18 protein-coding genes and 4 riboswitches are annotated in these 26,660 nt (G+C 58.6%); of the genes, 10 read left to right on the top strand and 8 right to left on the bottom strand.

Translation table 11 applies throughout. The features are described from left to right. Positions 1-92 precede the first annotated feature (92 nt). Positions 93-3,842: a fibronectin type III domain-containing protein gene (locus MCM46_14980; protein ID MCG3113119.1), complete on the bottom strand. Its 3,750-nt coding sequence runs from the start codon at positions 3,840-3,842 to the stop codon at positions 93-95. A 40-nt stretch (positions 3,843-3,882) separates the two neighbouring features. Continuing rightward, positions 3,883-3,967: riboswitch (cyclic di-GMP riboswitch) on the bottom strand. A gap of 83 nt (positions 3,968-4,050) precedes the next feature. Beyond that, positions 4,051-4,246: riboswitch (cyclic di-GMP riboswitch) on the bottom strand. 326 nt (positions 4,247-4,572) lie between these two features. On the opposite strand from MCM46_14980, the gene MCM46_14975 reads away from it, so the two are divergent. Both MCM46_14975 and MCM46_14970 read left to right on the top strand, forming a co-directional pair. Further along, complete coding sequence (locus MCM46_14975) at positions 4,573-5,325, top strand: DUF72 domain-containing protein (protein ID MCG3113118.1); 753 nt, start codon at positions 4,573-4,575, stop codon at positions 5,323-5,325. After that, positions 5,326-6,258 carry a cobalamin-binding protein gene (locus MCM46_14970; protein MCG3113117.1) on the top strand — a complete coding sequence of 311 codons (933 nt, stop codon included), beginning with the start codon at positions 5,326-5,328 and terminating at the stop codon, positions 6,256-6,258. Positions 6,259-6,350: 92 nt separating this feature from the next. Here the strand turns inward: MCM46_14970 and MCM46_14965 are convergent, their stop codons facing one another. Beyond that, a complete protein-coding gene (locus MCM46_14965) occupies positions 6,351-9,017 on the bottom strand; it encodes a DNRLRE domain-containing protein (GenBank protein MCG3113116.1) in 2,667 nt (888 codons plus the stop codon). 46 nt (positions 9,018-9,063) lie between these two features. After that, positions 9,064-9,252, bottom strand: a riboswitch (cyclic di-GMP riboswitch). 83 nt (positions 9,253-9,335) lie between these two features. Beyond that, positions 9,336-9,428: riboswitch (cyclic di-GMP riboswitch) on the bottom strand. 409 nt (positions 9,429-9,837) lie between these two features. Here MCM46_14965 and MCM46_14960 point away from each other — a divergent pair. After that, positions 9,838-10,455 carry a NifU family protein gene (locus tag MCM46_14960; protein ID MCG3113115.1) on the top strand — a complete coding sequence of 206 codons (618 nt, stop codon included), beginning with the start codon at positions 9,838-9,840 and terminating at the stop codon, positions 10,453-10,455. A 141-nt stretch (positions 10,456-10,596) separates the two neighbouring features. Then, the gene (locus tag MCM46_14955; GenBank protein MCG3113114.1) at positions 10,597-11,841 is read left to right on the top strand and encodes an ATP-grasp domain-containing protein; all 1,245 of its coding nucleotides are present in this window, start codon (positions 10,597-10,599) and stop codon (positions 11,839-11,841) included. Between the two features lie 69 nt (positions 11,842-11,910). On the opposite strand, the gene MCM46_14950 is transcribed toward MCM46_14955, so the two are convergent. The 4 genes from MCM46_14950 to MCM46_14935 all read right to left on the bottom strand — a co-directional run bounded on the left by MCM46_14950 (position 11,911) and on the right by MCM46_14935 (position 20,857). Beyond that, entirely contained in the window at positions 11,911-12,297 is a 387-nt protein-coding gene (locus MCM46_14950; GenBank protein MCG3113113.1) for a sulfurtransferase, read from the bottom strand. A gap of 69 nt (positions 12,298-12,366) precedes the next feature. Beyond that, a complete protein-coding gene (locus MCM46_14945) occupies positions 12,367-14,151 on the bottom strand; it encodes a hypothetical protein (GenBank protein ID MCG3113112.1) in 1,785 nt (594 codons plus the stop codon). 150 nt (positions 14,152-14,301) lie between these two features. Continuing rightward, positions 14,302-17,121 carry an excinuclease ABC subunit UvrA gene (gene uvrA / locus MCM46_14940; GenBank protein ID MCG3113111.1) on the bottom strand — a complete coding sequence of 940 codons (2,820 nt, stop codon included), beginning with the start codon at positions 17,119-17,121 and terminating at the stop codon, positions 14,302-14,304. 322 nt (positions 17,122-17,443) lie between these two features. Continuing rightward, positions 17,444-20,857: a M20/M25/M40 family metallo-hydrolase gene (locus MCM46_14935; GenBank protein ID MCG3113110.1), complete on the bottom strand. Its 3,414-nt coding sequence runs from the start codon at positions 20,855-20,857 to the stop codon at positions 17,444-17,446. Positions 20,858-20,980: 123 nt separating this feature from the next. Here MCM46_14935 and MCM46_14930 point away from each other — a divergent pair, with 123 nt between their 5' ends. The 4 genes from MCM46_14930 (at position 20,981) to MCM46_14915 (ending at position 23,157) form a co-directional block, all read left to right on the top strand. Continuing rightward, on the top strand, positions 20,981-21,349 hold the full coding sequence (locus MCM46_14930) for a DsrE family protein (GenBank protein ID MCG3113109.1): 369 nt from the start codon (positions 20,981-20,983) through the stop codon (positions 21,347-21,349). Positions 21,350-21,352: 3 nt separating this feature from the next. Then, complete coding sequence (locus tag MCM46_14925; GenBank protein MCG3113108.1) at positions 21,353-21,700, top strand: DsrE family protein; 348 nt, start codon at positions 21,353-21,355, stop codon at positions 21,698-21,700. Then, positions 21,697-21,942 carry a hypothetical protein gene (locus tag MCM46_14920; protein MCG3113107.1) on the top strand — a complete coding sequence of 82 codons (246 nt, stop codon included), beginning with the start codon at positions 21,697-21,699 and terminating at the stop codon, positions 21,940-21,942. Before MCM46_14925 ends, MCM46_14920 begins: the two co-directional genes overlap by 4 nt. A gap of 162 nt (positions 21,943-22,104) precedes the next feature. Then, the gene (locus MCM46_14915; protein ID MCG3113106.1) at positions 22,105-23,157 is read left to right on the top strand and encodes a c-type cytochrome; all 1,053 of its coding nucleotides are present in this window, start codon (positions 22,105-22,107) and stop codon (positions 23,155-23,157) included. 126 nt (positions 23,158-23,283) lie between these two features. On the opposite strand, the gene MCM46_14910 is transcribed toward MCM46_14915, so the two are convergent. Beyond that, a complete protein-coding gene (locus tag MCM46_14910; protein MCG3113105.1) occupies positions 23,284-24,171 on the bottom strand; it encodes a zf-HC2 domain-containing protein in 888 nt (295 codons plus the stop codon). Further along, positions 24,107-24,688, bottom strand: coding sequence for a sigma-70 family RNA polymerase sigma factor (locus MCM46_14905; GenBank protein ID MCG3113104.1), 582 nt, complete (start codon positions 24,686-24,688; stop codon positions 24,107-24,109). Before MCM46_14905 ends, MCM46_14910 begins: the two co-directional genes overlap by 65 nt. Positions 24,689-24,895: 207 nt before the next feature. On the opposite strand from MCM46_14905, the gene ubiE reads away from it, so the two are divergent. Beyond that, the gene (gene ubiE / locus MCM46_14900; GenBank protein MCG3113103.1) at positions 24,896-25,615 is read left to right on the top strand and encodes a bifunctional demethylmenaquinone methyltransferase/2-methoxy-6-polyprenyl-1,4-benzoquinol methylase UbiE; all 720 of its coding nucleotides are present in this window, start codon (positions 24,896-24,898) and stop codon (positions 25,613-25,615) included. Between the two features lie 423 nt (positions 25,616-26,038). Then, entirely contained in the window at positions 26,039-26,638 is a 600-nt protein-coding gene (locus MCM46_14895) for a PEP-CTERM sorting domain-containing protein (protein MCG3113102.1), read from the top strand. The last annotated feature ends 22 nt before the right edge of the window (positions 26,639-26,660 follow it).

The following is a 26,660-nucleotide window of genomic DNA, read 5'->3' as shown; positions in this document are numbered from 1 at the left end:
TCGTCTCACACCGCTCCCTTGATCAGGAACCAGCCTTCCGTCTTTTACTCGCCCCGAATAAGACCAATGGGTCGTCTGCACCCATGCAACCGTTACGGCATCCGATAGGTGATGCTCAAGGACGGCCTCAGTGAGGCGGTCGGATGTTCCATGCTGGCGAAAGTGCGGTAACGGTCGGCTCCTTTTGTCGGATCGGAATTCAGCAGCAGCCCGTAGTTGGTCAAGGGGGTATTGATCCACTGCTGTACCATGATCGTAATATTCCAGCTTTTTCTCCCCAGCACTTTGTCGATCGCCTTGGTATCATGGGCCGATGAAATATCCGCCTGTGCCAGCGGAACGTTGCTGTCGCAGCAGGCATTCGCCGTCCAACCGTTCACGCCATCATAGGTATACCCGTTCGCCCGGGTCAAATCCGGGTTCTTGTTGGCCATCTTATGTACGGCGACGGTATAAGTGCTCTCCGCCTCCGTATCCGCCTCCACCAGCGAGAGGTTGAGCGTCGCGCTCTCAATGATGGCACCGGCCGGAATGCCGGAAAGATTAAACTTCATCAGCACCGTATTGGCGATCCGATTCGCCGGCCAGGTGTAGGTGTTCAGCGTCGGCTCCGTACTGTTGACCCCGGCGTCGACGTTTAGGTAGGTATCGGCGGCCGGACTGATCGCCACCGTGGCGCTTTGACTCGCGGCCGGTGTGGCGACGCTCATCGCGGCGCTCTGGGCCGAGGCATTCCCCGCCGCATCAAAAGCGGATACGGAGTAACTGTAAACCGTACCGGCCGTCAAGCCGGTATTTGAGAAACTCGTCACCGTCGTCGTTCCCACCTGGAGGCCGTTGCGGTAGACCCGATAACCGGAGACCCCGACGTTGTCGGTTGATGGGTTCCAGGCCAGATTGATTTGGCTGGAGGAGACGGCGGCGGCTGTCAGGCCCGCCGGCGCCGACGGCGAGGACGTATCGGGCGCGGCCGCCGTGGTAAAGCTGCCGTTGTTTGAGACCGCCAGATTGCCCGCCGCATCCCGGCTGCGCACCCGATAGTGATAGAGGGTGGAAGGAAGCAGACCCGACAGACTCCGAGAGTGGGCGGTGACCAAGGTCGAGATAATCGGGGTGGCGCTGCCGTAGGCGGTGGTCGTCCCATACTCCACCTGGGTGTCGGACGGCTCGTTCGTACTCCAACTGATCAACGCCCCGCCGGTGGTGATGCTCCCCGCCGCCACAGCAGAGATCACCGGAGCGGTGGTATCGGGGGGCGGCAGCGTGCGCGCACTCGCCCCCGCGCTCTGTGCGGAAAGGTTTCCCTCCGCGTCAAAAGCGGCGACGGTATAGTTGTAAGTCGTATCTGCCCCTAAACCGGGATTGGCGTAACTCGTCACCGTCGTCGTTCCCACCTGGAGGCCGTTGCGGTAGACCCGATAACCGGAGACCCCCACGTTGTCGGTTGATGGGTTCCAGGCCAGATTGATTTGGCTGGAGGAGACGGGCGTCGCTGCAAGGCCCGCCGGCGCCGACGGCGCCGACGCATCAGTCGCCGGCGGGGGAGCCTGCGCGGTATTGGGGGTGAAGCGGAAAGCGGTGTTCGCGGTAACAGAGAGGAGCGGCACCCCGGCGCTGCCGTCTTGGTTTTCAATGCCGAATGTGGTTGGAACATTTAAAACAATCTCCCCATACTGCAAGAGAATCGTTCCGTCTGGACGGAGAATCACCTGGAAGGTGTGGGTCGTGCTGCAGCAGAGGTCCCTGACCCCGTTGAAGGAAATCACGAACTCCGAATCCGAAGAAGCAATGCTGATCTGCCGCAGTCCGACATAAAGATCCCGCCAGAAGGGGGCGATGAAGGCATTCGGCGGAACGGGGTTCTGTACCGGCTGGGGAACGTAAGCGGTGTTGGCCGTCCCGAAGGTGAGCAATCCGTTTGTGGAAATATAGAGCTGCTGATAACTCTGGCCGTAAAAAGGAAAGGAGAATGGAAGCGAGAGGGAAAGCGCGTTGTCGTCTCCGCTGAATGTTAATGGAGTCGAAGTCTCCGCCCAGGCATACGGCTCCTCTGTCATGTTGTAGCCGGAGATCGGACCCGAAGGGGGCGGCGCCGGAGCGGAGGCCGGAGGGGCCGGCGTGTTGAAGGAAGTGTTCGGTCCGAAGGCCGTTCCCCCCGCATTGCGGGCGACAAGGCGGAAGTGATAGGCGGTCCCCGACGCCAAGGGGGTCAGGTCGGCGGAGATCGTGTTCGCCGCCGAGAGGGTCACCGGGGTCGTGCTGCTGCCGTAAGCCGTGGTGGTCCCATACTCGAACCAAGCCGAAGTGGTCGCCCCCGATGGATTGACCGACCCGGAGAGGGTGGCGGAGGCGGCCGTAATGCCGGAAGCCGACGCCTGTGAAACCGTCGGCATCAAAGGGAGGGTCGTGACGGAAATGGCCGCCGAGGCGGGGGAGAGGTTCCCCCCGGCGTCATAAGCCGCCACCGCGTAATGATATGCCGTGTTCGCCGCCAGGCCGGTGTTGAGATAGGTCGGAAGGGTGCTGCTGGCGACCTGCACCCCATTGCGATAGATCCGATAGCCGGCGACCCCGACGTTATCGGTCGAGGCGCTCCAACTCAACTGAACTTGTGAAGACGAGACGGCGGCCGCCCCGACGTTTGTCGGCGCGGAGGGGAGGGTGGTATCGGGAAGAGCGGCGGTGGTAAAGCTGCCGTTGTTGGAGACCGCCAAATTTCCCGCCGCATCGCGGCTGCGCACCCGGTAGTGATAAAGGGTGGCGGGAAGCAGGCCGGTCAGGCTCTGCGCGTGCGCCGTCACCGGCGTCGGAACGATCGCGGTGAAAGAACCGAAAGCGGTTGTGGTCCCATACTGGATCTGCGTGTCGGACGGTTCATTGGTGCTCCAGCTGATCAAGGCTCCGCCGGTGGTGATATTGATCGCTCCCATTCCTGAGATCACCGGCGCGGCGGTGTCCGCCGGCGCCAATGTCCTTACGCTTGCCGCGGCGCTCTGCGCCGAGAGATTCCCCGCGGCGTCATAGGCCGCCACCCGATAGCTGTAGAGGGTATCAGGGGTGAGTCCCCCATCCGAGAAGGTCGGAACACTGCGGGCGCCGATCTCCACCCCGTTGCGATAGATTCGATAGCCGGCCACCCCGACGTTATCCGTGGAAACGCTCCAGGTCAGATTGATCTGAGTGGTCGACAGCGCCGCCCCACTGACATTTCCAGGGACGGTCGGCGTCGTGGTATCGGATAATGTTGTAAAGACATGATCGGCCGAGGTTGCCAGATTGCCCGCCGCATCCCGGCTGAGAACCCGATAGTGATAGAGTGTGCCGGGGAGTAAATTCGAGAGGGTTTGGCTGTGCACGGTCACCAAGCTCGACACCAACGGCGTGGTCAGCCCGTAGGCGGTCGTCGTGCCGTATTCGATCCGGGTATCCGCCGGCTCATCGGTGCCCCAGGTGAGGAGGGCCGAACTCAGGGTGCGATTGCTGTTGGTAATACTCGAGATCAGCGGCGCAATCAGGTCGTTTAGCAGAGGGATCGTTTTGCGGGCTTCATTCGAAAAACCGCTCTCGTTGCCGTCGGTATCATAGGCGGTGATCGCAAAATGGTAGGTCAGCCCCGCGGTCAGGTTCGGCACCGTCCAGGAAGTCACCCGTCCCACATCGATCGGAGGGCTGTAGACGCCCGGCAGTAGACCGACGTAGACCCGGTAGCCTGCCAGGTCTCCTTCGCTGTTCGGGTCCCAGGTCAGGATGGCCTCCCCGGCAAGGGCAAGCGTATGATGATTGAGGATGAGAAAAAGAACAAGGGCGAGAAGAAGCCTGCACCTTCTCAGGTAATCTGCCACGGCGAACCTCCAAACGCGAAAAAGGAAAAGAGCTATTTCCTTTGGCGGCTCGGCGGGCGTGGCCGGATGGCGGTAGCCCCGTTACTCTGCGTCCCCACCTTTCGATGGGTTTGCTCTGAGCAAAGGTCAAATGCGAGTATGTATGGTGAGTGTTGATTCAGTCCGTGAGGGGGAGCGACGGAAAGACTCCCCAAAAAGCCGCCATTCCTTTGGCGGCTCGGCGGGCATGGAAGAAGGTGAAGAGGAAAGGGAAAGGGTGTCGGGTGTGATGAATCAGGGTGTAGGGTGTAGAAAAATCCAAACCCTATCCCCTCTCACTACCCCCTATACCCTACCCCCTACACCCTTTCTTTAGCCCCGTTGCTCTGCGTCCTCCCCTTTCGAGAAGTTTGCTCTGAGCAAAGGATCGATGGATATCCTGGATGAACGGCCTTCGAAGCGTATACAGCATATATGGTATACGTCGATAAGAGGTTATATAACACATTTAAAATTTAAGAGTCAATCAGTTTTCCACACTCGACGAAAAATTATTCAGCTTTCGATTTCCTTCAAAGGGCCGATACCGAAATCGGCTCTGTAGAGACAGATCACCCGTGGGCGATTCGGATTGGATCGACGCTCCGCGCGGCCCCTCCCCTCATTGCCTTCATGAACGCCGTTGTTCTAGAATGAGGTGATCGAGCTTCGATCCCAAGCGTTGCTTCACGAGGAGAAAGGAAGGAGGGTTATGCAAGCACAAGCGGTTCGTGTCGGATGTTCCGGCTGGCAATATCGTCATTGGAAAGGGAGCTTCTACCCCTCATCGCTCCCTCAGAAAAAATGGCTCGACTATTACGCCTCGCAATTCGACACCGTCGAGATCAACAACAGCTTCTACCGGCTTCCGAGCGAAAAAAGTTTTTCCGAATGGCGCGATCGGGTCCCCGATCATTTTCTCTATGCGGTGAAAGCCAGCCGATATCTGACCCACATCAAAAGGCTGAAAGATCCCGCCGACCCGCTCCACCGCTTCTGGAGCCGGTCCCGACTTCTTGGACCGAAGCTCGGCCCCGTCCTTTATCAACTCCCTCCTCATTTAAAACGGAACGCGCGGCGACTCTTCGACTTTTTGGAGGCCCTCCCGGACCACCCGCTGCAAGTGGTTGAATTTCGAGATCCAACCTGGTATACCGATGAGATCTTCCGGGCGATGGAGGCAAAAGGGGTGGCGATGTGCATTCATGACCATCACGAATCGGCCGCCCCGCGGGAGACGGTTGGCCCGTTCGTTTACGCCCGATTTCACGGGGCCGACGGTCATTATCAAGGGGCCTACTCCGATCGGGCGCTGCGCGACTGGGCGGCCTGGCTTGCTAAAGAAGCCCGGTCGGGAAAAGCGATCTATGCTTATTTCAACAATGACACCGGCGCGCACGCGCCGAGGAACGCGCAAACGCTTCGGAAATCACTGACATCACTTCTCCAACGGGAGGCGGCCTGAATGAATCGAATTGTTTCATTGATTGCCAGCAGCACCGAAATTGTGTGCGCGCTTGGTTTGGAAGATCAACTGATCGGCCGGTCTCATGAATGCGACTATCCCCTCTCGGTTTCGCGCCTGCCGGTCTGCACGGCGCCGAAATTCGCCACCGAGGGGACCAGCGGCGAGATCGACCGGCGGGTCAAAGGACTTTTGCAACAGGCGTTGAGTATTTACCGGGTGGACGCCGATCTTCTCATGCAGCTCCGCCCGACCCACATTATCACGCAAACCCAATGCGAGGTCTGCGCGGTCAGCCTGAAGGAGGTCGAGCAGGCGCTCCGGGAGTGGATCACCCCCGGCGCCGCGGCAGAAGCAACCCCCACTCTCATTCCGCTCGCCCCGAATTCTCTCTCCGATATTTGGGCCGACATTCGGCGGGTCGCCGACGCGATGGGGGTTTCCGAGCGAGGCCGCGCCCTTGTGCAACAGTTGCAGGAGCGGATAGCGGTCATTGCAAAGAAAAACGAACGGCTTGCGGTGAGGCCGCGCGCCGCGGCCATCGAATGGATCGATCCGCTGATGGCCGGGGGAAACTGGATGCCTGAGTTGATCGGGATGGCGGGCGGGACCAACCTTTTCGGAGAAGCGGGGAAGCACTCTCCCTGGATGACCTGGGAAGCGCTTATTCAAGCCGATCCCGATGTCCTTCTCGTCTTACCGTGCGGATTCGACATTCCGCGGACCCGGAAGGAGCTTCCCGCGTTGACCGGACATCCTGCCTGGCCGGCGTTGAAAGCCGTCCGCGAGAAACAGGTTTATCTGCTCGACGGGAATCAGTACTTCAACCGTCCCGGTCCCCGCCTTGCCGAGTCGCTTGAGATCTTGGCCGAGATCTTCCATCCCGACCGGTTTCGATTCGGCCATGAAGGGACCGGGTGGATCAGGATCTAGTCGCTCAATCCGTTCCACCCGGTCCCCCTTGCCGCGCGTTTCTTCCAGAGGATCTGGCCCTCCCCTGAACAGCGACAGCAACCTTCTCGCTTCTACGGAAGCGTATAGGTGACGCTCAGATACGGCCGAAGGTTTGCGGTCGGATGCTCCATGCTGGCGAAGGTGCGGTATCGATCGGCCCCTTTGGTCGCATCGGAGTTGACCAGCAGCCCGAAGTTACTCGCAGGGCTGCTCATCCACTCCCGCACCATCGCGGTGATGTCCCACACTTTATTTCCCAATGTCTTGTTGATCGCCTCGGTATCGTAGGCCGCCGAGATGTCGGCCTGCGCCAGCGGATAATTATTATTACAGCAGCTGTTCGCCGCCCAAGCGTTGGTGCCGTCGTAGGTAGCACCGGTGGCTCGCGTCAGATCGGGGTTCCGGTTGATCAGCTTGTGCACCGCAACATTATAGGTAGCATCGGACGTGGTATCGCTCTCCACCAGCGCCAGATTCAACGTCGCGCTCTGGATCACGGCCCCGGCCGGAAGGGTACTCAAAGCAAACTTCATCAACACCGCGTTGGCGATCCGGTTCGCAGGCCAGGTGTAGGTGTTCAGTGTCGTCGAGGTGCTGTTGGCCGAGGTATCCACATTCAAGAAGGTGTCGGCCGCCGGACTCAACCTCACCGTCGCCGGCGTGGAAGAGGGGGGGGGAGAAAGCAGGGCGGTGGTTGCATTGATGGCGGAAGACTGCGCCGAGACGTTCCCCGCCGCATCATAAGCCGCGACCCGGTAGCTGTACAATGTCGCGGCCAACAGACCCGTGTCCGAGTAGCCTGGGGTTGCGGTCGTTCCCACCTGAACCCCGTTTCGATAAACCCGATAGCCTGCCACCCCGACATTATCGGTCGAAGCGCTCCAGGAAAGATTGATCTGGATCGCCGAGAGGATGCTCGCTGCAACACCCTGTGGAACAGAGGGGGCTGTTGTATCCGGGAGCGGGGCGGTCGTGAAGGTCCCATTTCCGGAGGCCGCCAGATTACCGGCGGCATCTTTGCTCTTCACCCGATATTGATAGGTGGTGGCGGGATTCAGTCCGGTCAGCACCTGGGAATGCGCCGTGACCAGAGTGGAGACAATCGGGGTAGAAGTCCCATACGCGGTCGTTGTCCCGTACTCCACCTGGGTGTCGGCCGGCTCATTGGTGCTCCAACTGATCAGGGCCCCGTTGGCAGTGATACTCCCCGCCAGGATTCCCGAGATCACCGGCGCGGTCGTGTCCGGCGGCGGCAGCGTCCTTGTACTCACCGCGGCGCTCTGGGCCGACAGGTTCCCCGCCGCATCGTACGCTGCGACAGTGTAGCTGTAGGCTGTGTCGGCCGCTAAACCGGCATTCGAGTAATTCCGCAAGGTCGTCGTCCCCACCTGGGTGCCGTTGCGATAGATTCGATAACCGGTGACGCCGACGTTATCGGTGGACACATTCCAAGAAAGGTTGATTTGACTGGAGGAAGCGGCCGTCGCCGTCAGGCCCGTCGGCGCCGTCGGCGCCGACGTATCCGCAGTGGATGCTGAATAAGTGATGCTCAGATACGGCCGAAGGTTTGCGGTCGGATGCTCCATGCTGGCAAAGGTGCGGTAGCGGTCGGCCCCTTTGGTGGCATCGGAGTTGACCAGCAGCCCGAAGTTACTCGCAGGGCTGCTCATCCACTCCCGCACCATCGCGGTGATGTCCCACACTTTATTTCCCAATGTCTTGTTGATCGCCTCGGTATCGTAGGCCGCCGAGATGTCGGCCTGCGCCAGCGGATAATTATTATTACAGCAGCTGTTCGCCGCCCAAGCGTTGGTGCCGTCGTAGGTAGCACCGGTGGCTCGCGTCAGATCGGGGTTCCGGTTGATCAGCTTGTGCACCGCAACATTATAGGTAGCATCGGACGTGGTATCGCTCTCCACCAGCGCCAGATTCAACGTCGCGCTCTGGATCACGGCCCCGGCCGGAAGGGTACTCAAAGCAAACTTCATCAACACCGCGTTGGCGATCCGGTTCGCAGGCCAGGTGTAGGTGTTCAGTGTCGTCGAGGTGCTGTTGGCCGAGGTATCCACATTCAAGAAGGTGTCGGCCGCCGGACTCAACCTCACCGTCGCCGGCGTGGAAGAGGAAGGGGGAGGTGCGGGGGCGGGGGTGGTAAAAGTGTTGTCCAGCGAAGTTGCGAGATTGCCGGCGGCATCTCGGCTCAATACCCGGTAGTGATAAAGGGTCGAGGGGAGCAGACCCGTTAAGGTTTGGCTATGGACTGTGACCAAGGTGGTCACCCGCGTCGTGGATGAGCCATAAGAAGTCGTTGTGCCGTACTGCACCTGCGTATCGGTCGGCTCATTGGTTCCCCATGTAATCACCGCGCTGTTGGCGGCAATGCTCCCCGCGTTGATGCTGGAGAGCACCGGGGTCACCGTATCGGGGGTGGTGATACTCTTCGACACTTCGACGGAGAAAGCGCTTTCATTCCCGGCGGTGTCATAGGCGGTCACAGCGAAAAAATGGGTTCGGTTGGCAAGGCCGGTAAGGGTGTACGATGTCGCCTTACCGACATTGATCGAAGGCCCATATGTCCGTGAAGCGGTCCCGAAATAAACGCGATAGCCGGCCAGATCGGCCTCTGTGTTCGTGTTCCATGTCAACGTTGCATCCCCGGCAAAAACGGTCGTGCTAAAAAAGAGAAAAGAAAAAATGAAGACACCAAAGATCAGGCCAACCTTCTTAGCGTCACTCACAATGGACCTCCTTTTCCAAATAAAAAAGCCGCCAAATAGAAAATCCTTTGGCGGCTCGGCGGGCATGGAAGAAGGCGAAGAGGAAAGGGTATCGGGTGTGATAAACCAGGGTGTAGGGTGTAGAAAATCCAAACCCTATCCCCTCTCACTACCCCCTATACCCTACCCCCTACACCCTTTCTTTAGCCCCGTTGCTCTGCGTCCCCACCTTTCGATGGGTTTGCTCTGAGCAAAGGTCAGATTGAAACAGGACCGCTCATTCGCTCATCCCCGCGATCACACGCAATCGCAAATAAAAAAGCCGCCAACGGGATTCCCTTTGGCGGCTCGGCGGGCATGGAAGAGGAGTGTCTCTTCTTTAGCCCCGTTGCTCTGCGCCCTCTCCTTTCGGAGAGTTTGCTCTGAGCAAAGGATGAACGAATATTTCAATTGCCTTGTATGATGATGTTGTTGCCGGAGTTTATATCATCCGATTTGTTCACTGTCAATCGGACACTCACCTTACGTGAGGAGGTGTGTATTCCAGATCACAAGAAATCTTCTCTCGGAGTTTCAGCAAGTTCATATTGTACTCGCTTCAAATCATGCGCGGTCGTCGAAACAGAAGCGCAACATCTCTTACTTTCCTTCCACGCGCTTTTCCGTAGCGGCCATTCATTCTTATTCGAATCTTCAAGTAGGCAATCGCACCCGGGCGCCCTCTGATCGCCTGTTTCGTAGACGCATTTTGGGGCTGTCAAAGGGGTCCGAACTATGGTATTATCGGCCTAATAATCAATTGAGGCTTCTTAGGAACGTCAAGAAGGAGATCGATCCAAAAATGATCCAGATAACCGAGATTGCAAAGAAGAGAATCGCCGTCCTGAAGCAAGATCAAGAAACCAACCATGGGAAGAAGATCGAAGGACTCCGGCTGGTGGTCAAGTCGATCTCCCCGAGCCCGGAGTATGCCCTTGCCTTCGTTGAGCAGGGAAAAACGGAGTTGAGCGACACGGTGGTCGAAGTCGATGGAATTAAGTTATTCATGGAGTCGCGCCATGCGAACCTTCTCGAAGATGTGAAGATCGACTTCATCACCGGCCTCCAGCAGACCGGCTTTAAGGTCGATAATCCCAAGGTCATCGAATCGAAACCGGCGACGCCGGCGACCCCCCCCAATTTGGAGAGTCCCCAAGCGAAAGCGGTCCAACAGGTCATCGAAACCGAGATCAATCCTGGCGTGGCCGCGCACGGAGGGTATATCACCTTGGTCGATGTGAAGGAGGAGATCGCCTACATTCGGCTGGGAGGGGGCTGCCAGGGTTGCGGGATGTCCAATGTCACGCTCAAGCAAGGCGTCGTCGTCGCGATCAAGAAAGCGATTCCCGAAATCAAAGATGTGGTTGATGTCACCGATCATGCCGGCGGGACCAATCCTTATTACACCCCCGGAAAATAACGACTCTCCCTGCTCCAGTTCCAACCCAACGAAAATGAACGGCCTGGGTCGGACGGCCCGCTTCGGCCGAACCAAGCCGGGGCATCACACAATCAACCATCATCCGTTCCCAAGCTCTCCCCTCATTTTTCGGAGGGTTCCATGAAACGGCTTCTTCTCCTTCTCCCGAGCACGTCGTATCGCGCGGCCGACTTTCTCATTGCCGCGGAGCGCCTCGGCGTGGCGGTCGTCGTCGGCTCGAATGAGCGGCAGGCCCTCGAATCGGTCGTCCCCGGAAAAACGATCACCCTCGATTTCGCCGATTTAAAAGGGGCCGCCGAAAAAGTGGCCGACTTCGCCAAGGATCATCCGATCGATGCTGTTGTGTCGGCCGATGAAGAGTCGATCGTTCTGGCCGCAACGATCTCGGAAGCGCTCTCGCTCCCCTACAACCCGGTCTCGGCGACCGCCGCCGCAAAGGACAAACATCGCCTCCGCGAGGTCTTGACCGCCGCCTCGCTCCCGACCCCTCCGTTCCAGCTCTTCTCGACCGACGATCCGCCGGAGGTCCTTTCACAAAAGGTCTTTTATCCTTGCGTCTTGAAGCCGACCTTTCTCTCCGCCAGCCGCGGCGTGATCCGGGCGAATCATCCCGATGAGTTTGTCGCCGCTTTTTATTGGTTGAGCCGCATTCTAAAAGAGCCGGAGGTAAAACGCCTCGGCGGCGATGCCGCCAAGCAGATTTTGGTCGAGGATTTTATACCGGGAAAAGAGGTCGCGCTGGAAGGACTGCTTCGGGAAGGACATCTTTCGGCCTTGGCGCTCTTCGATAAGCCCGACCCGCTCGATGGGCCTTTCTTCGAGGAGACAATTTATGTGACCCCCTCGCGCCTCCCCCCCTCGATGCAAGAGGCGATCACCGAATGCACCGGCCGGGCCGCGGCGGCGCTCGGGTTGAAGGAGGGGCCGATTCATGCCGAGCTTCGGGTCAATGAGAGAGGCCCCTGGATCATTGAATTGGCCGCCCGATCGATCGGCGGGATCTGCTCCCGCGCGCTTCGATTCGGCGTCGGCCTCACCTTGGAAGAGATCATCCTTCGCCATGCCCTCGGCATGCCGATCGAATCGCTCGAGCGGGAGCGCCCCGCCGCCGGGGTGATGATGATCCCGATCCCGGCCGCGGGAACGTTGCTCAATTATCAAGGAGTCGAAGAGGCGAAAAAGGTGCCGGGGATCGTCGATGTAAAGATCACGATCCACCGCAAACAGAAGGTGATCCCCCTTCCGGAAGGAAGACGCTACCTCGGCTTTATCTTTGCCCACGCCCCGCAAGCTGAACAGGTCGAAGCCGCCCTCCGAGAAGCCCACCGGAAGCTGAAATTTGAGATTGTCCCGTTCAGCAAGTGACAATTACGAATTAGGAATTAAAAACCTGGGACTTTTGACTTTGATTCTTCATTCCTCATGGAACGATTCCTAATTGACCGATCCATCTTGCTTCTCCATCGGATACCCCGCCGCTCGCCATGCTTTGATCCCCCCGTCCATCGACACCACATTCGTATATCCCATCTTCTGCAGGTTGTCGGCCGCCAGAGCCGACCGATACCCTCCCCCGCAGTAGACGACGATCTCTGCCTTCTTATCGGGGATCAATCCTTCAATATCCCGCTCCAAAATTCCCCGCCCCAGGTGCCTTGCGCCGGCCGCGTGATCCTTCCCCCATTCGTGGTCCTCCCGGACATCGATGAAGTGAAACGGCCTTTCCGCCTCCAACCTCCCCTTCACTTCCGCAATCGTGCACTCTTTAATCCGTTTTTTCGCCTCCTCGACCAGCTTGAGAAAACCGGGACTGTGCGCCATGGGTGACTCCTTTAATGAAAAGGGCTCCATCTCTGGAGCCCTTCATCATTCAAATTTTTCGATCCAAATTTAATGTTTTGCGGGAGCCGTCGCGACCGCCAGGGTGAAGAGGCCGTTTCCTTCCTGCGTGAGCTTGAATTTCGCCCCGGCGGGAACCACATCACCCAGGTCCCCCGCAAAGAGATCCTCGATCATCTTCTTCACAAAGTCCTTCCCCATCTGCGCCGCGCCGATTCCGAGCCCTTGCGCCTTCGCCTGCTGAAAGTTCCCGAATTCCAACTCTTTGCTCCCGCCGAACTCCGCCGGAAGGGCAAAACCGTCGAAGACGATCCGGGCACTGTTCAACGGCTCGATCAGCGCAATGAGCGTTTTCGCCACCTGATCGGCCGGAAGGATCTGCGGTTCCGGCAGGGCGCTCTCCGCTTGCGGGAACTCTCGAAGGGTCTCATGGAGTTTCACCTTCGCATCGTTCATCATCAGAAGCGGCGTCAACTCCCAGAGCTTCTTGAAAATATCATCGTCCCCCGGCAGCTTCTTCGCCGATTCGATGACTTTGATATGCATCATCGGAAGATCAAACCGCTCCAACACCGGCCGCTTGCTTTTGTCGTCGAGGCGAAGCCAACGGAGCAATCGGGGCTTGAGGCTCGGGATTTCGGAAAAAAGTTTATCGGCCAGTTTTGCCTGGACGTCGGCATGGAGCCCCTTCCCTTCAAGGAGCTTCTCCATCTCCGCCTCAACCTCCTCGTCGGGGACAAAACCGGAGAGGGCGTCGATCGTCGTCTTCTGCGCCTCCAGACGGAGCCCGGTGAAATTCACCTTCACCATCTTGATCAGCTCGGCGCGGGTTTCCGGAGTCTTGAAGGTTCCGATCAGTCCGACGACATTCTGCTTTTGAAGCTCGTCCTGGACCCGATACATCAATTCGAAGAGCTTCGCGAGCCGGGCGGCGCTGGTCGGAAGATAACGGATTCCTTCTCTGGCCTGATCTTTGTCAACAGCGGTGGTGGAAGGAAGCCGCGTCTGATAGAGATTGAAGAGCGCCTCCCAGACCTCCTCTTCAAGCGGAATCGACTGCTTCTCCTTCCGGGCCACCTTGGCGCGGGAAGCGAGGGCGATCGCCGCCTCTTTCCGAATGTTCTCACTCAGGCTCTTCAGCCCCACCAGCAAGGCGCGGATGACCGCCTCGGTGCTCGGATAACCGACCGCAGGGCCCTCTTTCGGAAGGACCTGGATCAGCGCCCTCATGGTGTGGATGACGGTGTCATCTCCTTTGGAGGAGACCGCACCGGCCAAGAGGGTCTCGAGGCCCGCCGGCGGATATTTTCCCTGGATATACTGCGCGAAGAAGAGCAGGGCTTCCTCGCCCCCTTTCGGGAGCATCTCGATGAGAACGGTATTGGTTGCGTTATCGTGAGAGAAGTAGCTCAATGTCTTGTAAAGCTCGATCCAAACCGGATTGTGTCCGTCCCCTTCGGCCCGGAGGCGCGTCACCAGCAGGTCGCGCAGCTTCTCTTCAAAAAGTTTCCGATCGTCTTTTTTCTTTTCCGTCACCAGCTGGATGATCATGTTTCTCAGAAGGATCGCCGTTTCCAGACGAATCTCTTTCTGGGGAGCCGAGAGGAGGGAGGCAATCGAGCCGATGGTTTCAGGATTGAAAGGAAGCCGCTTGAGGAGCCGCATTTCGAGTCTCTGAATCCACTGTACCGGCTCTTTTTGTACGATCGGTATCAGGACAGACACGATCTTCGGATCCGGCGCCGTGGTGCTATATACGAGTTTCTCCACGGTCGATTGCCGCACGGCATCCGGCGTCTTGGCCGGGTCAAGCTTCGCTTCCAAATCTGTCACCATCCGATCCCCCTGTAGAATGTTCTGATTTAAAAAAGGTTGCAATTGTCCTTTATAACCTATCTCCGGGTCTGAATTCAAGAAATTCTTGACAAAAAAAGAGGGGCACGGCGCCGCCGTGCCCCTCTTTCCCTCTGATTCTTCACCGATATTCTATGATTTCAGCATCTTCCGTAGAAATTGTCCCGTATAAGATTGTTCTACCTGGGCCACCTTCTCCGGAACGCCGGTCGCGACGACCTCCCCACCCCCCGTTCCCCCCTCCGGACCGAGGTCAATCACCCAGTCGGCGTTTCGGATCACATCGAGATTATGCTCGATGACGACGACGGTATTCCCCGATTCTGCAAAACGGTTCAAAACATCGAGCAACCGTTGAATGTCGGCAAAGTGAAGGCCGGTCGTCGGCTCGTCCAAGATATAGAGGGTCTTTCCGGTGGGACGTTTGGAGAGCTCCTTGGAAAGTTTCACCCGTTGCGCCTCCCCGCCCGAGAGGGTCGTCGCCGATTGCCCCAGCTTGACATAGCCGAGACCGACCTCCTGAAGGGTGAGGAGCTTGCTCTTGATCGAGGGGATCGCCTGGAAAAAATCCAAGGCCCCTTCGACCGTCATGTCGAGGACATCGGCGATGCTCTTCCCCCTGTAGAGGATGTCGAGGGTCTCCCGGTTATACCGCTTCCCGCTGCAGACTTCGCAGGTCACGTAAATATCGGGGAGGAAGTGCATCTCGATCTTGATCACCCCATCCCCCTGGCACGCTTCGCAACGGCCCCCTTTGACATTGAACGAGTAACGTCCCGACTTATAGCCGCGCATCCGCGACTCGGGGAGCTGGGTGAAAAGATCACGGACAAAAGTGAACACACCGGTGTAGGTCGCAGGATTCGAACGGGGGGTCCGCCCGATCGGCGACTGATCGATGTGGATCACCTTGTCGATCTGATCCATCCCGTCGATTCCACGGCAGCTCCCCGGCCGCTCGCTGCTTCGATAGATCTTCTGCGCCAGGTTTTTGTAAAGAACCTCCAGGACCAACGTCGATTTGCCCGACCCGGAGACGCCGGTCACGCAGGTGAGGAGCCCTAACGGAATCTCGACCTCGATGTTCTTGAGATTATTCTCGGTCGCTCCCTTGATTTTCAAAAACCCCTTCGCCTCTCGGCGGCGCGGCGGCAGCGAAATCGACCGCTCCCCGGAGAGATACTTCCCGGTCAGAGAGCGGGGGTGGGCGAGGATCTCTTTCGGCGTCCCCTGCGCGATGATCTCCCCGCCATGAATTCCGGCGGCCGGTCCCATGTCGATGACCCAATCGGCCGTCTCGATCGTCTCCTGGTCGTGCTCGACGACCAGCACGGTATTCCCCAGGTCGCGCAGGCGGCGTAGGGTGTTCAGCAGCCGGACGTTGTCCCGCTGGTGGAGCCCGATGCTCGGCTCGTCGAGAATATAAAGGACGCCGACGAGCGACGAGCCGATCTGTGTCGCCAGGCGGATCCGCTGCCCCTCCCCGCCGGAGAGGGTCCCCGCCGCCCGATCGAGGGTGAGGTATTCGACACCGACATTGGCCAGAAAGCCAAGCCGGTCCCGGATCTCTTTCAAGATTCGCTGGGCGATGACCCGCTCCTTTTCGGTCAGCTGCAGATCGAGGATGAATTGAAGCGCCTCCTGGATGGAGAATGTCGTGATCTCGGCGATCGACTTGGCGCCGATCTTGATGGCGAGACTCTCCGGCTTGAGGCGATTTCCTTTGCAGGCAGGGCAGGGATTCATCCCCATGAACTCTTCGATTTCGGCCCGGATATAGGAAGAGTCGGTCTCCTTGTAACGGCGCTCGAGGTTGCGGATCACCCCTTCGAACGGCCGGCGGAAAAACTCGCGGCGCCCGTCTTTTTCATAGTAGAAGCGGATCTCGTCCGTGCCGGAGCCGTAGAGAAGGATCTTCTGATGGTCGGGAGCGAGCTCCTGGAAGGGGGCGCGCAGGTCGAAGTTGTAGTGCTCGGCGAGCGCTTCGAGCATTTGATAATAAAACATCGAGCTGCGCCGCTCCCAGGGACGGATCGCCCCTTCGCGGATGGAGAGCTGCTTGTTGGAAATGACCCGGTCGGGGTCGATGTCAAGGGTGGTGCCGAGGCCGTCGCAGGAGGAACAGGCCCCATGCGGCGAGTTGAACGAGAAGATGCGCGGCTCGATCTCCGGGTAGCTCACCCCGCAATCGACGCAGGCAAGGTGCTCGGAGAAGAGGATCTCTTCTTTGTCCTTAAGGAGAAAGACGATCCCCTCCCCCATTTTGGCCGCCAATTCCAACGAATCGGCGAGCCGCCGCTCCAGCCCTTCTTTGACGACCAAACGGTCGACCACCACCTCGATCGTATGTTTCTTGTTTTTGTCCTGGATCGGGTGCTCTTCCTGAGAGAGATCGATCATCTTCCTATCGATCCGGACCCGGACAAACCCCTTCTGGCGGATGGCGAGAAGCTCTTTTTTATACTCCCCCTTCCTCCCCCGGACAATGGGGGCGAGGATCTGGATCTTCTCCCCCTTCGGAAACTGCATGACGGTGTCGACCATCTGCTGGATCGTCTGAGCGGTGATCTCCTTGCCGCACTTGAAGCAGAAAGGCCGGCCGATCCGGGCGAAGAGAAGCCGGAAGTAGTCGTAGATCTCCGTGACCGTTCCGACGGTGGAGCGGGGGTTCTTGCTCGTTGTCTTCTGCTCGATCGAAATCGCCGGAGAGAGCCCTTCGATCGTATCGACGTCGGGCTTGTCCATCTGCTCCAAAAACTGCCGGGCATAGGCCGAGAGAGATTCCACATAGCGCCTCTGCCCCTCGGCATAGATCGTGTCGAAGGCGAGCGACGACTTCCCCGAGCCGGAAAGTCCCGTGATTACCACAAGCTGATCGCGCGGAATTTCCAGATCGATGTTCTTGAGGTTGTGCTCCCGCGCCCCTTTGATGACGATTTTTTGGTCTTTCATAAAATCCTATAAGAGGGCGAACACAAGGTTCGCCCCTACATTGAATAATTCGAACCAGCGATTTTATCATGTGCCTTCGGTTGGGTCAACGCGTGGATGTGCCACGGGAAAGGAGTGTAGAGGGATCGATTTCTTTTCTCTCCACCTCCAGCGTCGCCGGTCGATGGAGGCGTCGGCACAGCGTTGTAAGAGGTCCATTGCCGAAGGAGTGCCAGGAAGGCGCGCTTTCACAAGCGCATTCCTGGCCAATCTGGACGGAATCCGATCCCAAACGGTGCGCGCCGCATTGGGCCGGCGCCGGAATCGACCGGCGACGCGCTCCCTATCGCTCTTTCACGGTTGCTTCGGCAATCTCCTCTTTTCCGTCGCGAAGGAAAAAGATCGAGATCCGATCTCCCGGATGGAGCGTCTTGAGGAATTCGGAAAAATCGCGGAGGTTCGTCATCGGGACGGCGCCGATCCGGACGATCCGGTCCCCCTTTTGAAGCCCCGCTTGGTCGGCGGGGGAGCCGGGGATGATCCCTTCCAGCAAGATCCCTTTTCCCTGATCACCGAAGTCGGGGATCGTCCCGAGACTGACCTTCCGTCCGGGAGCCGGGACCGGCGGCTCCCCGGCGCGCCGCTGCGGGAGGAGAGAAGTGAGCGAACCGGGCCGGGTGGTCAGGTAGGCGATCGCCTCCTTGAGGACCGAGGCGACCTTGATCAAGCCCGCCTGATCGATCTTGTCGGCGGTGTCGGAGGGACGATGGTAATCGAGATTCGGACCGCTGTTGAGCTGGATCGCCGGGACGCCGGCATCGGCGAAGCTGACCTGGTCGCTCGTCCCGAGATCTTTCTGAGCCGACTGAATCGGCACCCCGGTGACAAAACCGACCCCGTTGAAGAGATGAATCCACTCTTCGGCCGAGCCGGTCCCGAAGACAAGGAGCTTATTTTGTCCGAGCCGGCCGACCGCATCGAGATTCACCATCCCCATCATCTTCTCCGGCGGGAAGTTTTTGGAATGGGCGACGAAGCGCTTCGACCCCCGGCGTCCCGCCTCCTCGCCGGAAAAAGCGACGAAGATCACCGTCCGCTCGGGCGGTTTCTCCTTTGCCAAGACCCGCGCCAGTTCCAGCAGAATCGCCACGCCGCTCGCGTTGTCGTCGGCGCCGGGGTGGACCTTTCCCTTATCCCCTTGGTGGATGTCGGGCCACCCCTCGCCAAGATGATCGTAGTGAGCCCCGACCACAACACTCTGACCGGCCCACTCCGGCCTGCTCCCGGGAAGGATGCCGATGACATTCTTCAACATGGTCTCTTGCTCCGGATCCCCCCCTCGCTCTTTCCAGCTCTGGAAATAGCTTCCTTCCAAATCGCCCCCCGGTTTCAAACCGGCCTTGCGGAATTGGTCTGCAATGTACTCCGCCGCCTGATCGAGCTCCGGGCTTCCAAACCCGCGGCCCCGCAACGTCTCCGCGGAAAGGAACCGGATATCCTCCATCATCCTCGCATCGGAGAAAACGGCGGGAAGGGTCGCCAGCGCCTGCCGGGGGGGGAGGGTCGCGCGGTCGATTTCAACCCGCTCCCCCCGGCTGTTCAGGGGATAGAGGGTCATCGGGGAGTGGATCACCGGCCACTGCCCCTTGACCACGTTGGTCGGCTCCTCCCCCTCGAATGCGAGATAACTGTAAGGACCGTAGTGGGGAAGCTTTCGCGCCAGGCCCGGAAGGGCGTCGGGCCGGTCGGTCGCGATCCAGGAGAGCGATCTCGCCGGATTGGCCGGATGCCGCGTGGTGAAGACGAGGCTGTGATTCTGGAGTGGGATCGTGACATTGCTGACCTTCAACCGCGACCGCTCGACGTCGGCTCCCTCTTTCGGTTGAACCCCGCTGATCTCCAAATGGTAGTCGGCGAGGGCGCCGATCATCGTCATTTTAAATCGGTTGTTCCAGCCGAGGATCCAGACCGCCCGGTCGGAGGGAAGGGCCTCGAGCTCGCTGTCGAGTTTGATCTCGATTTCTGCCGACTGTGTCTTACTCCAGGCCTCGGCCAATCGACGATACCCCTCGAGCAGCTCTTTCGACTCCGACGACGGGAGGATCATCAACCCCTTCTCCGCCCCGAAGGCAAATGAGAGAGCGGGGGGAATTTCGTTCCGATCGAGCCGCCGGAAGAGGTCGAACTCCGGATCGATGTCGAATCGAAGCGGCCGGGCCGGGAGAGAGAGCGAAAAGGTCTGCTGCTTCGCGTCCATGTCGACGGTGATCGGATGGACCCTCTCTTGACCCTCCAAGGTGACGGCGATCGGGACGCTCAATCGGTAGGGCGGACCGGCCTGGATCTGCTCCAACGTCACGGTCAGGAGGAAACCGTTCTCCTCCTCCTTCGCCGTCGTCTCGCCGACGCGGAGGGCCGGCGCCCCGGCCCGCGTCACCCACTGGTCGAACTCGGCTTGAAGATCTTTTCCCGCGGCGGCGGAAAAAGCCCGCTGCAGGTCGGCAAACCCGGCCCGCTTGAACCGGTGGTCGCGATAAAATTTCTGAAGGGCGCGGACGAAGAGATCGTCCCCCAGCTTCCGGCGGAGCATGTGAAAGAGCATCAGCGTCTTGCCGTAGCCGACCGCTTCGCTCGCCGCGCTGTGACGGCCGCGGAAGGCGGTCAGCGGAAAATCTTTCCCCTCCGCGACATAGTCGGCGTACTTCTGAAGCGACGCCCGCCGCGCTTGCGCTCCCCCGCCCCGCTGCTCCGAAATGAGATGATCGGCCAGGTAAGCGGTCAGCCCCTCGCTCCAGTTGCCGCTCTGAAAATCGACGTAGACGCCATTGCCCCACCAATTGTGGAGGATTTCGTGCGGATAAGAAGAGTGGAGAATGAACGGCAGGCGGATCACCTGCGAGCCGAGCAGCGTGAACGACGGCATCCCGTAACCGGTCTCCCAATAGTTCTCGACCAGGGCGAACTTCTTGTACGGATAGGGACCGATCAACTTTTGGTACATCTCGATATACTGCCCCGTCACCCCGAGATATTTTTCGGCCAACTCCGGATCGGGCTTCCGGAGAAAGGCCATCGCTTCGACCGGGCCGGCTTTGCGGTACTCGGTCAGCGGCCCGCCGACGAGAAAGATCTCCTCCTGCGGCTCGGGCGACTCCCAGCGGACCGCGCTCCCGCTTTCGTCCCGCTGATGGTTCTTCCGCTCCCCCTGGCTGATCACCTCCCATCCCTTCGGGGATTGAACCTCGACCGTAAAGGTGATCCGGCCCCCGTCGAACCAGGGGTACCAGAAAGTCGACCCGGCCAGATAGACCCCCTCCGAGGAGAGGGCTCCCGGCGTCTCGCCGAAACTCCGGGCATACTCCTCCCCCGCTTCTTCCGGATGGTCGATGATCCCCTGATATTTCAGGACGAACTCCCGTTTCCCGTCGGGGAAGACGACGCGGTACTCTTCCATCGGAAGCTTCATGCCGATCTCCTCCGGATCGACGCCGAGCATCTCTTTGGACGGTTTCTCGGCCCGGACGATCTCGACCCCCGATGTAGAGGAGGCGGGGGCGAGACCTTCGTGAAGGAGAAAGGGAATTTCACCGCCGGACGGGACCCGCTCTTCCGGCAGGGTGATCCGATCCTCGACGTCAATCCGGTGCGCTTCGGGGTGGAGGGTGATTTTGATTTCGTGGTGGACCTGGGCGCGGAGGGAGGCAGGGATCAGAATCAGGACAAGTAAAGCAAAAATGAGGTATCCACAGCGTTTCATTGATTGTCTCCAAAGAAAGTCCCTCCCAACATTAAAGGATTTCATTTGGTTTATGTCAAGATGTTTGAAGCGGAACGCCGCGTTGACTTCCCCCCCTCTCCGTGATAAAACTTTTCTACTTCCATGGAAAATCATCCCATCGATAAACGGCAACTGGCCATTGGGTTTTTGATGACGACCAGCCCGGAACATCAGAACCGTCATACTGTTTTCCGGCTGATCGAGGAATTGCTTGCCGCGGGACACCGGGTCTCCCTTTTTCTGATGGATGATGGGATTTATCACATCGTCCGGATCGACCTGCCGAACAGCCCCTCCGCGCATCTTGAAAAGCTGATGAAGGAGGGATTGGCCGTCTCCCTCTGCACACAGTCTGCGGAGGGGCGGGGGATCTTCGAGGCCGATGCGGTCTCCGGGATCGGCTGGCTTTCGCAGCATGCGCTCTCCCGGATCGTCGCCGGGTCGGATCGATTCCTCGCCTTCGGAGCCTGATTCATGAAGAAGATCCTCGTCCTCGTTCAAGACGGCCCGTTCAACACCCTTCGAAGCAGCGAGGGGTTTCGGATGACGATGGGTCTTTCGCTCGCCGACAATGAAGTGTCGCTTCTGTTGATGGGAGACGGCGTCTTCAATCTGCTGCCGCTGAAAGCGGAGATGATCGGACAGCCGTCGATCCAAACCTATCTTGAATACTTCCCGAAGGTCCGCGTTCGGCTCTATGCCGAAGCGGGGGCGCTGGCCGATCGCGGGGTGCAATCACTTCCGGAAGGGGTAAAACGGATCTCGTATCAAGAGGCCTTTCAACTCGTCTCAGCCGCCGAGGTGGTGATTCCGTTTCGATGAAGACCCTGCACATCCTTCGAAAGACGATCGATCCCCTCGCCTTCGAGGCGATTCAAAGCGACCCCCGGGCCGCCGTCCTCTTGATTCAGGACGCGGTCCTGACAAAGGGGGTCTTTCCGGTGGAAACGTATGCCTGCCGAGAAGACCTGAATGCCCGAGGGATTGAACGCGCTTTCCGTCCGGTCGACTATAACGATATCGCCCGGCTCATCATCGAATATGACCGGGTCATCGCCTGGTAGCCCTTCTGCGTTCGCCGACAGATCCAAGCGCTCCTTGATTTCAATACTTAAGAAAATTCGATTTTTCCTGGAATAAAAACCCTCACTCGCCTGTTTTAACGGCAGGAGTTGAAAAGGGAGGGTAAAATTGTCAAAAAACCGATCAACCAGGAGAAGAGGGATATGAGCCATCAAAAGAAATTGTTTGGAATCTGGGCGGTGGTCGCCTTCACCGCTTTTTTCCTCATTCAAATCACCACGGCCGCCGAACCTTCCAAAAAAGAAGCCCGCCCCGCCATTCCGTTGGGACTCGATGAAGAATCGTTCCATGTCCCTTCCGACAATCCGATGACGCCGGAGAAGATCGCGCTGGGACGGCTTCTCTTTTTCGACAAACGCCTCTCGGGAGACAACAGCATCTCCTGCGCCACCTGCCACATGCCGGCGCTCGCCTTCACCGACGGGCAGCCGGTCTCCGCCGGCATCCGACGCCAACTGGGGGGACGGAGCGCCCCGACTGCGATCAACCGCGCTTTCAGCCAGATCCAGTTCTGGGACGGACGGGCGGCGACGCTCGAAGCGCAGTCGATCGGTCCCTTCACCAACCCGATCGAGCACGGTTTCGCCGACTACGACCAGATGCTCGCCAAGATGAAGAAAATCGAGGGCTACCGGAAGGAGTTTAAAAAAGTCTTCGGAACCGATATCACGATGGACGGCGTCGCGAAGGCGATCGCGAGCTTCCAACGGACGCTGATCTCCGGAAACAGCCCCGCCGACCGGTACGATATCGGCGGGGATGAAAACGCCATCTCCGATTCGGCCAAGCGGGGGCTGGTCCTCTTTCGGAATAAAGCGCGCTGCACCAAATGCCACTCCGGCTTCAACTTCACCGACGAGAAATTCCACAATCTCGGCCTCGGCTGGGACAGCGGGAATGTCGACCTCGGCCGGTACATGGTGACCAACGACAAGAGCGAGATCGGGGCGTTCAAAACCCCGACGTTGAGAGAGATCGCAAACACCGCGCCGTATATGCACGACGGCCGGTTTGGTACTTTGGCAGAGGTGGTCGCCTTCTACAACAAAGGGGGAATCAAAAATCCGTTCCTGAGCGAGCTGATCCTTCCGCTCGAGTTGACCGCGCAGGAGGAGAAGGACCTGGTCGCCTTCTTGAGAACGCTCAACGGAGAAGGGTGGCAACATGTGAAGGCGCCGGAGGAGTTTCCGCAGTAGGGGCGAATCTAAGATCCGATTCGATAAGAAAAGGGGCGATCACAAGGATCGCCCCTACCATCAGATCAGAAAATAGAAAGGGGGCCGAAAGGCCCCCTTTCTATTTATCGGTTAACTCAGGCTCTTTTACATTAAGTTTCGCCCCGGTTCATCGGCATGGCAGAGGAGGCACCCCTCCTTCGCTGCGCGAAGGTGGTTCGCCACCAGAAGATAACTGACGTTGGCGTCGCTCCAGGCGATCACATCGTAGCCGTGATGGCGAAGGGTGTAGAAGGAAAGCGTTCCCCGCTCGGCCGCCTTGTCGCCGACCGCCATCGGCTGCGGCGGCCCCAGAAGCAGGGAGGAGAGCTCGCCGCCGGTCCGGAAAACGATCAGCGGCACCCGAAGGGCGCCGACCTGCTCAATCCTCCCCCCGATCATTTCGATCGAATCGCTCCCTGCCGGCAAGGTAAAGGGGACATCGACTTTTCCCTCAAACCAGGCCGAGAGGGCGGCCGGATCGCTCTCCCGCACGTCCAATCCCTTCTGATCTTCAACCACCGCCGCATGGGCCTCGACCGCCAGATCGACCCAAGTCAACGCCTCGGGGTGCTCCGCTGGTTTTGAAAACAAAAAGAATCCCCCCGCGCCGAAGAGGAAAAAGACCGCCAGGAGAGAGGCGACCCGCACGGCAGAACCCCACCCGGCGCCGAAGCGTGATCCCCATCGGAAACGGACCTCCTCCGCGGGAACCTCATCGGCGATCTCCTCCCGAATCCCCCCGCGGAGCGACGCCGGGGCGCGCTCGGCCGGGAACCCCTCCCGCAGCGCTTCCAGAAAGATCCGCTCTTTTTCGAAGAGGCCGCGGCAGCGGGCGCATTCGTCGAGATGGATCTGCACCCGGAGCGCTTCTTTCACATCGAGCTCATTATCCAGGTAGGGATAGAGCAGTTTCGTCATCGTCTGGCAATCATACATCGCTCTTTCCTCCCGAAACGTCGGGCCGATCCGCCGCGGAAACCGGTCCGGTTTCATAATCTTTCAAAAGCCGCTTCAGCTGATTTCTCGCCCGAAAGAGACGGGACATCACCGTCCCCAGCGGGACGCCGATCAGGCGGCCGATTTCCTTGTAGTCGAACCCCTCCGCATCTTTCAAAAGAACCACCTCCCGAAGGTGGGCCGGAAGGGCGTCCAATGCCTTTTTTAAATCATGCCTCGCAGTCCTGTTCTTGAGGGAGCCGTCTTCCCGCGATACCCCCAGCGGAGAGAGCGACTCAAAGTCGCCCGGCTCATCGAACTCCGAGACCAATACCTCCCGCGACCGTTGATGATACTGATTGATGAAAATGTTCCGCAGGATCGTCATCAGCCATGCCTTGCAGTGGGTCCCCCTTTCATACCGGTCGAAGAAGCGGCAGGCGCGCAGATAGGTCTCCTGCACCAGATCCTCCGCCTGGTCCCGATCGCCGGTCAAAAGAGCGGCGTAGCGATAGAGCGAATCGAGAAAGGGTAAAGTGGTCTCTTCGAATTCCCGCGGATCTTTGTTCTTCATATGGATGCGGCGCCCTTCCTCCCTAAACCGCCGGGCGGGCTGTTTTATTCCATGCTATTTCTAATCCGGTCGGCGGAAACGCCTTATTTTAACCGAGAAGCGGGGCGATGAACAGCCCGGAGGGAGGGAAAGGCTACGGTAGGATATTTCCGGCTTGACAAGAGTGGGAACCGAATGTTACCCATTGGCAGACTTCAAGAGGGCGATATGGCTTCGACGGCGACAGATTCCGATAAAGAGAAGACGGTCCAGAAGATGTTTTCCTCGATCGCCCGCTTTTACGATCTGAACAATACCCTTCTCTCCTTCGGCCTTCACCACCGGTGGAAGGTCCGAACCATCCAGATCGCCTCTCTGCAGACGGGAGAGCGGGTCGCCGATGTCGGCGCCGGCACCGCCGACCTTTCGATCCTCGCCGCTCACGCGGTCGGCGAAAAGGGATCGGTCATTGCGATCGACCTGAACGAGCCGATGCTCCAAATCGGCCGGCGGAAACTCTCCGCCCGGCGGCTCCGCCAAACCGCCTGCAGCCTCGGCAACGCCGAGCAACTCCCCCTCCCCGATCGATCGCTCCAGGCAGTCCTCACCGGCTTCTGCATGCGAAACGTTTCGGACCTCGACCAGGCCCTGCGTGAAATCCACCGGGTCCTGAAACCGGGTGGCCGGATGGTCTGCCTGGAATTCTCGACGCCGCCGGGCCCGGCCCTTCGCAAACTGTACGACTTCTACTCTTTCACCCTCCTCCCCAAAATCGGCACCTGGGTCTCCAAAGACCACACCGGCGTCTACACCTACCTCCCCGACTCGATCCGAAAATTCCCGGACCAGGAAGGATTGAAGAAAAGGATGGAGAGCGCCGGTTTCGCTCAGGTGACCTATGAGAATCTTACCGGTGGGATTGTGGCGATTCACATCGGGAGAAAGTAGACCCCTTAAAAGTTCCAACCGTTGCTCCGATCTATCGGGGGATGCGACGGAAATTCTGACACGGCATCCGGGGAAAAAAGATGGGAAAAGAGCCGTCCGAATAAAACGGAAAAATCCTATCTATTTGAAATCAAGCTAAAAAGCATCGACATTCTCAAATGCTGTATCTGTTTATACCCTCTTATCCCCTCCGAACAAGATTCTGACAACACGAAAGAACCGCCGGAATGATTGACACTCATTCTCCCACATTCGTCTTTTCCAGTCCGGCTTGCCTGCGATAGAATTTAAAATTAATTAAGATAAACAATTGGATACGATTCAAGCCCCGCGCTGTAGGAGCCCATCGGCCCAGATTTTGTATATCTTAATATAGATCTGTTCTGTTAATTAAACACAAAAACCACATGCAAAGAGGATTAGATGCGACGTTTCGTATTCAAGCGTGCTTTCACCCGATCGACGGTGGCGGTTTATCTGGGAGCCATCCTGCTGCTTGCCCTGCGGGGCAACGCAAGCGCGATTCCCTGCAGCGCCGGTTATGTAGACGGCAGCCCAAATGGTATCAATAACGGCAGCTATAACTGCCAGAACGGTGGAACGGGCGACAATAACGACAGTGCTTCCGATCTCCCCGGCTTCTTCGGATTGACCGGATGGGAACACTTGCAACAGGAAGACACACCAGGCGGTTTGATCACAACGGTTGATATCGGTCTCCAGGTCTCTCCCGATAACAATGCTCCAAACGGCACTTGGCAATTCAACGATTCCGTCTGGGACAATTATAGCGACATCGTCATTGTGCTCAAGGATGGGAGAACGCCGGAGAACATCTACTGGTCCGCCTATCAGGTTACCTCAGGCGATACGAGCGGCGACTGGGACACAGGCGGCCGCGGCCTCTCACATCTGACAGTCTATGGAATCAGAGAAGCACAGGTTCCCGAACCGGCCACGCTGGGTCTACTCGGCATGGGCCTCGCCGGTCTCGGCCTGATGCGCCGCCGCCTGCGCAGTTAACGACCTTTAGCTATTTCACTGT

The organism is Candidatus Manganitrophus morganii (assembly GCA_021651055.1).
Lineage (GTDB): Bacteria > Nitrospirota > Nitrospiria > SBBL01 > Manganitrophaceae > Manganitrophus > Manganitrophus morganii.
This window is presented reverse-complemented; position numbering and strand designations above follow the sequence as displayed.

What these genes read in the sequence shown, in the direction of transcription:
- MCM46_14905 (MCG3113104.1), bottom strand. Translation starts at nt 24,688, where the DNA reads ATGAAGAACAAAGATCCGCGGGAATTCGAAGAGACCACTTTACCCTTT.
- MCM46_14955 (MCG3113114.1), top strand. Translation starts at nt 10,597, where the DNA reads ATGAAACGGCTTCTTCTCCTTCTCCCGAGCACGTCGTATCGCGCGGCC.
- MCM46_14935 (MCG3113110.1), bottom strand. Translation starts at nt 20,857, where the DNA reads ATGAAACGCTGTGGATACCTCATTTTTGCTTTACTTGTCCTGATTCTG.
- MCM46_14915 (MCG3113106.1), top strand. Translation starts at nt 22,105, where the DNA reads ATGAGCCATCAAAAGAAATTGTTTGGAATCTGGGCGGTGGTCGCCTTC.
- MCM46_14975 (MCG3113118.1), top strand. Translation starts at nt 4,573, where the DNA reads ATGCAAGCACAAGCGGTTCGTGTCGGATGTTCCGGCTGGCAATATCGT.
- MCM46_14960 (MCG3113115.1), top strand. Translation starts at nt 9,838, where the DNA reads ATGATCCAGATAACCGAGATTGCAAAGAAGAGAATCGCCGTCCTGAAG.
- MCM46_14950 (MCG3113113.1), bottom strand. Translation starts at nt 12,297, where the DNA reads ATGGCGCACAGTCCCGGTTTTCTCAAGCTGGTCGAGGAGGCGAAAAAA.
- uvrA (MCG3113111.1), bottom strand. Translation starts at nt 17,121, where the DNA reads ATGAAAGACCAAAAAATCGTCATCAAAGGGGCGCGGGAGCACAACCTC.
- MCM46_14970 (MCG3113117.1), top strand. Translation starts at nt 5,326, where the DNA reads ATGAATCGAATTGTTTCATTGATTGCCAGCAGCACCGAAATTGTGTGC.
- MCM46_14920 (MCG3113107.1), top strand. Translation starts at nt 21,697, where the DNA reads ATGAAGACCCTGCACATCCTTCGAAAGACGATCGATCCCCTCGCCTTC.
- MCM46_14895 (MCG3113102.1), top strand. Translation starts at nt 26,039, where the DNA reads ATGCGACGTTTCGTATTCAAGCGTGCTTTCACCCGATCGACGGTGGCG.
- MCM46_14930 (MCG3113109.1), top strand. Translation starts at nt 20,981, where the DNA reads ATGGAAAATCATCCCATCGATAAACGGCAACTGGCCATTGGGTTTTTG.
- MCM46_14925 (MCG3113108.1), top strand. Translation starts at nt 21,353, where the DNA reads ATGAAGAAGATCCTCGTCCTCGTTCAAGACGGCCCGTTCAACACCCTT.
- ubiE (MCG3113103.1), top strand. Translation starts at nt 24,896, where the DNA reads ATGGCTTCGACGGCGACAGATTCCGATAAAGAGAAGACGGTCCAGAAG.
- MCM46_14945 (MCG3113112.1), bottom strand. Translation starts at nt 14,151, where the DNA reads ATGGTGACAGATTTGGAAGCGAAGCTTGACCCGGCCAAGACGCCGGAT.
- MCM46_14910 (MCG3113105.1), bottom strand. Translation starts at nt 24,171, where the DNA reads ATGAAACCGGACCGGTTTCCGCGGCGGATCGGCCCGACGTTTCGGGAG.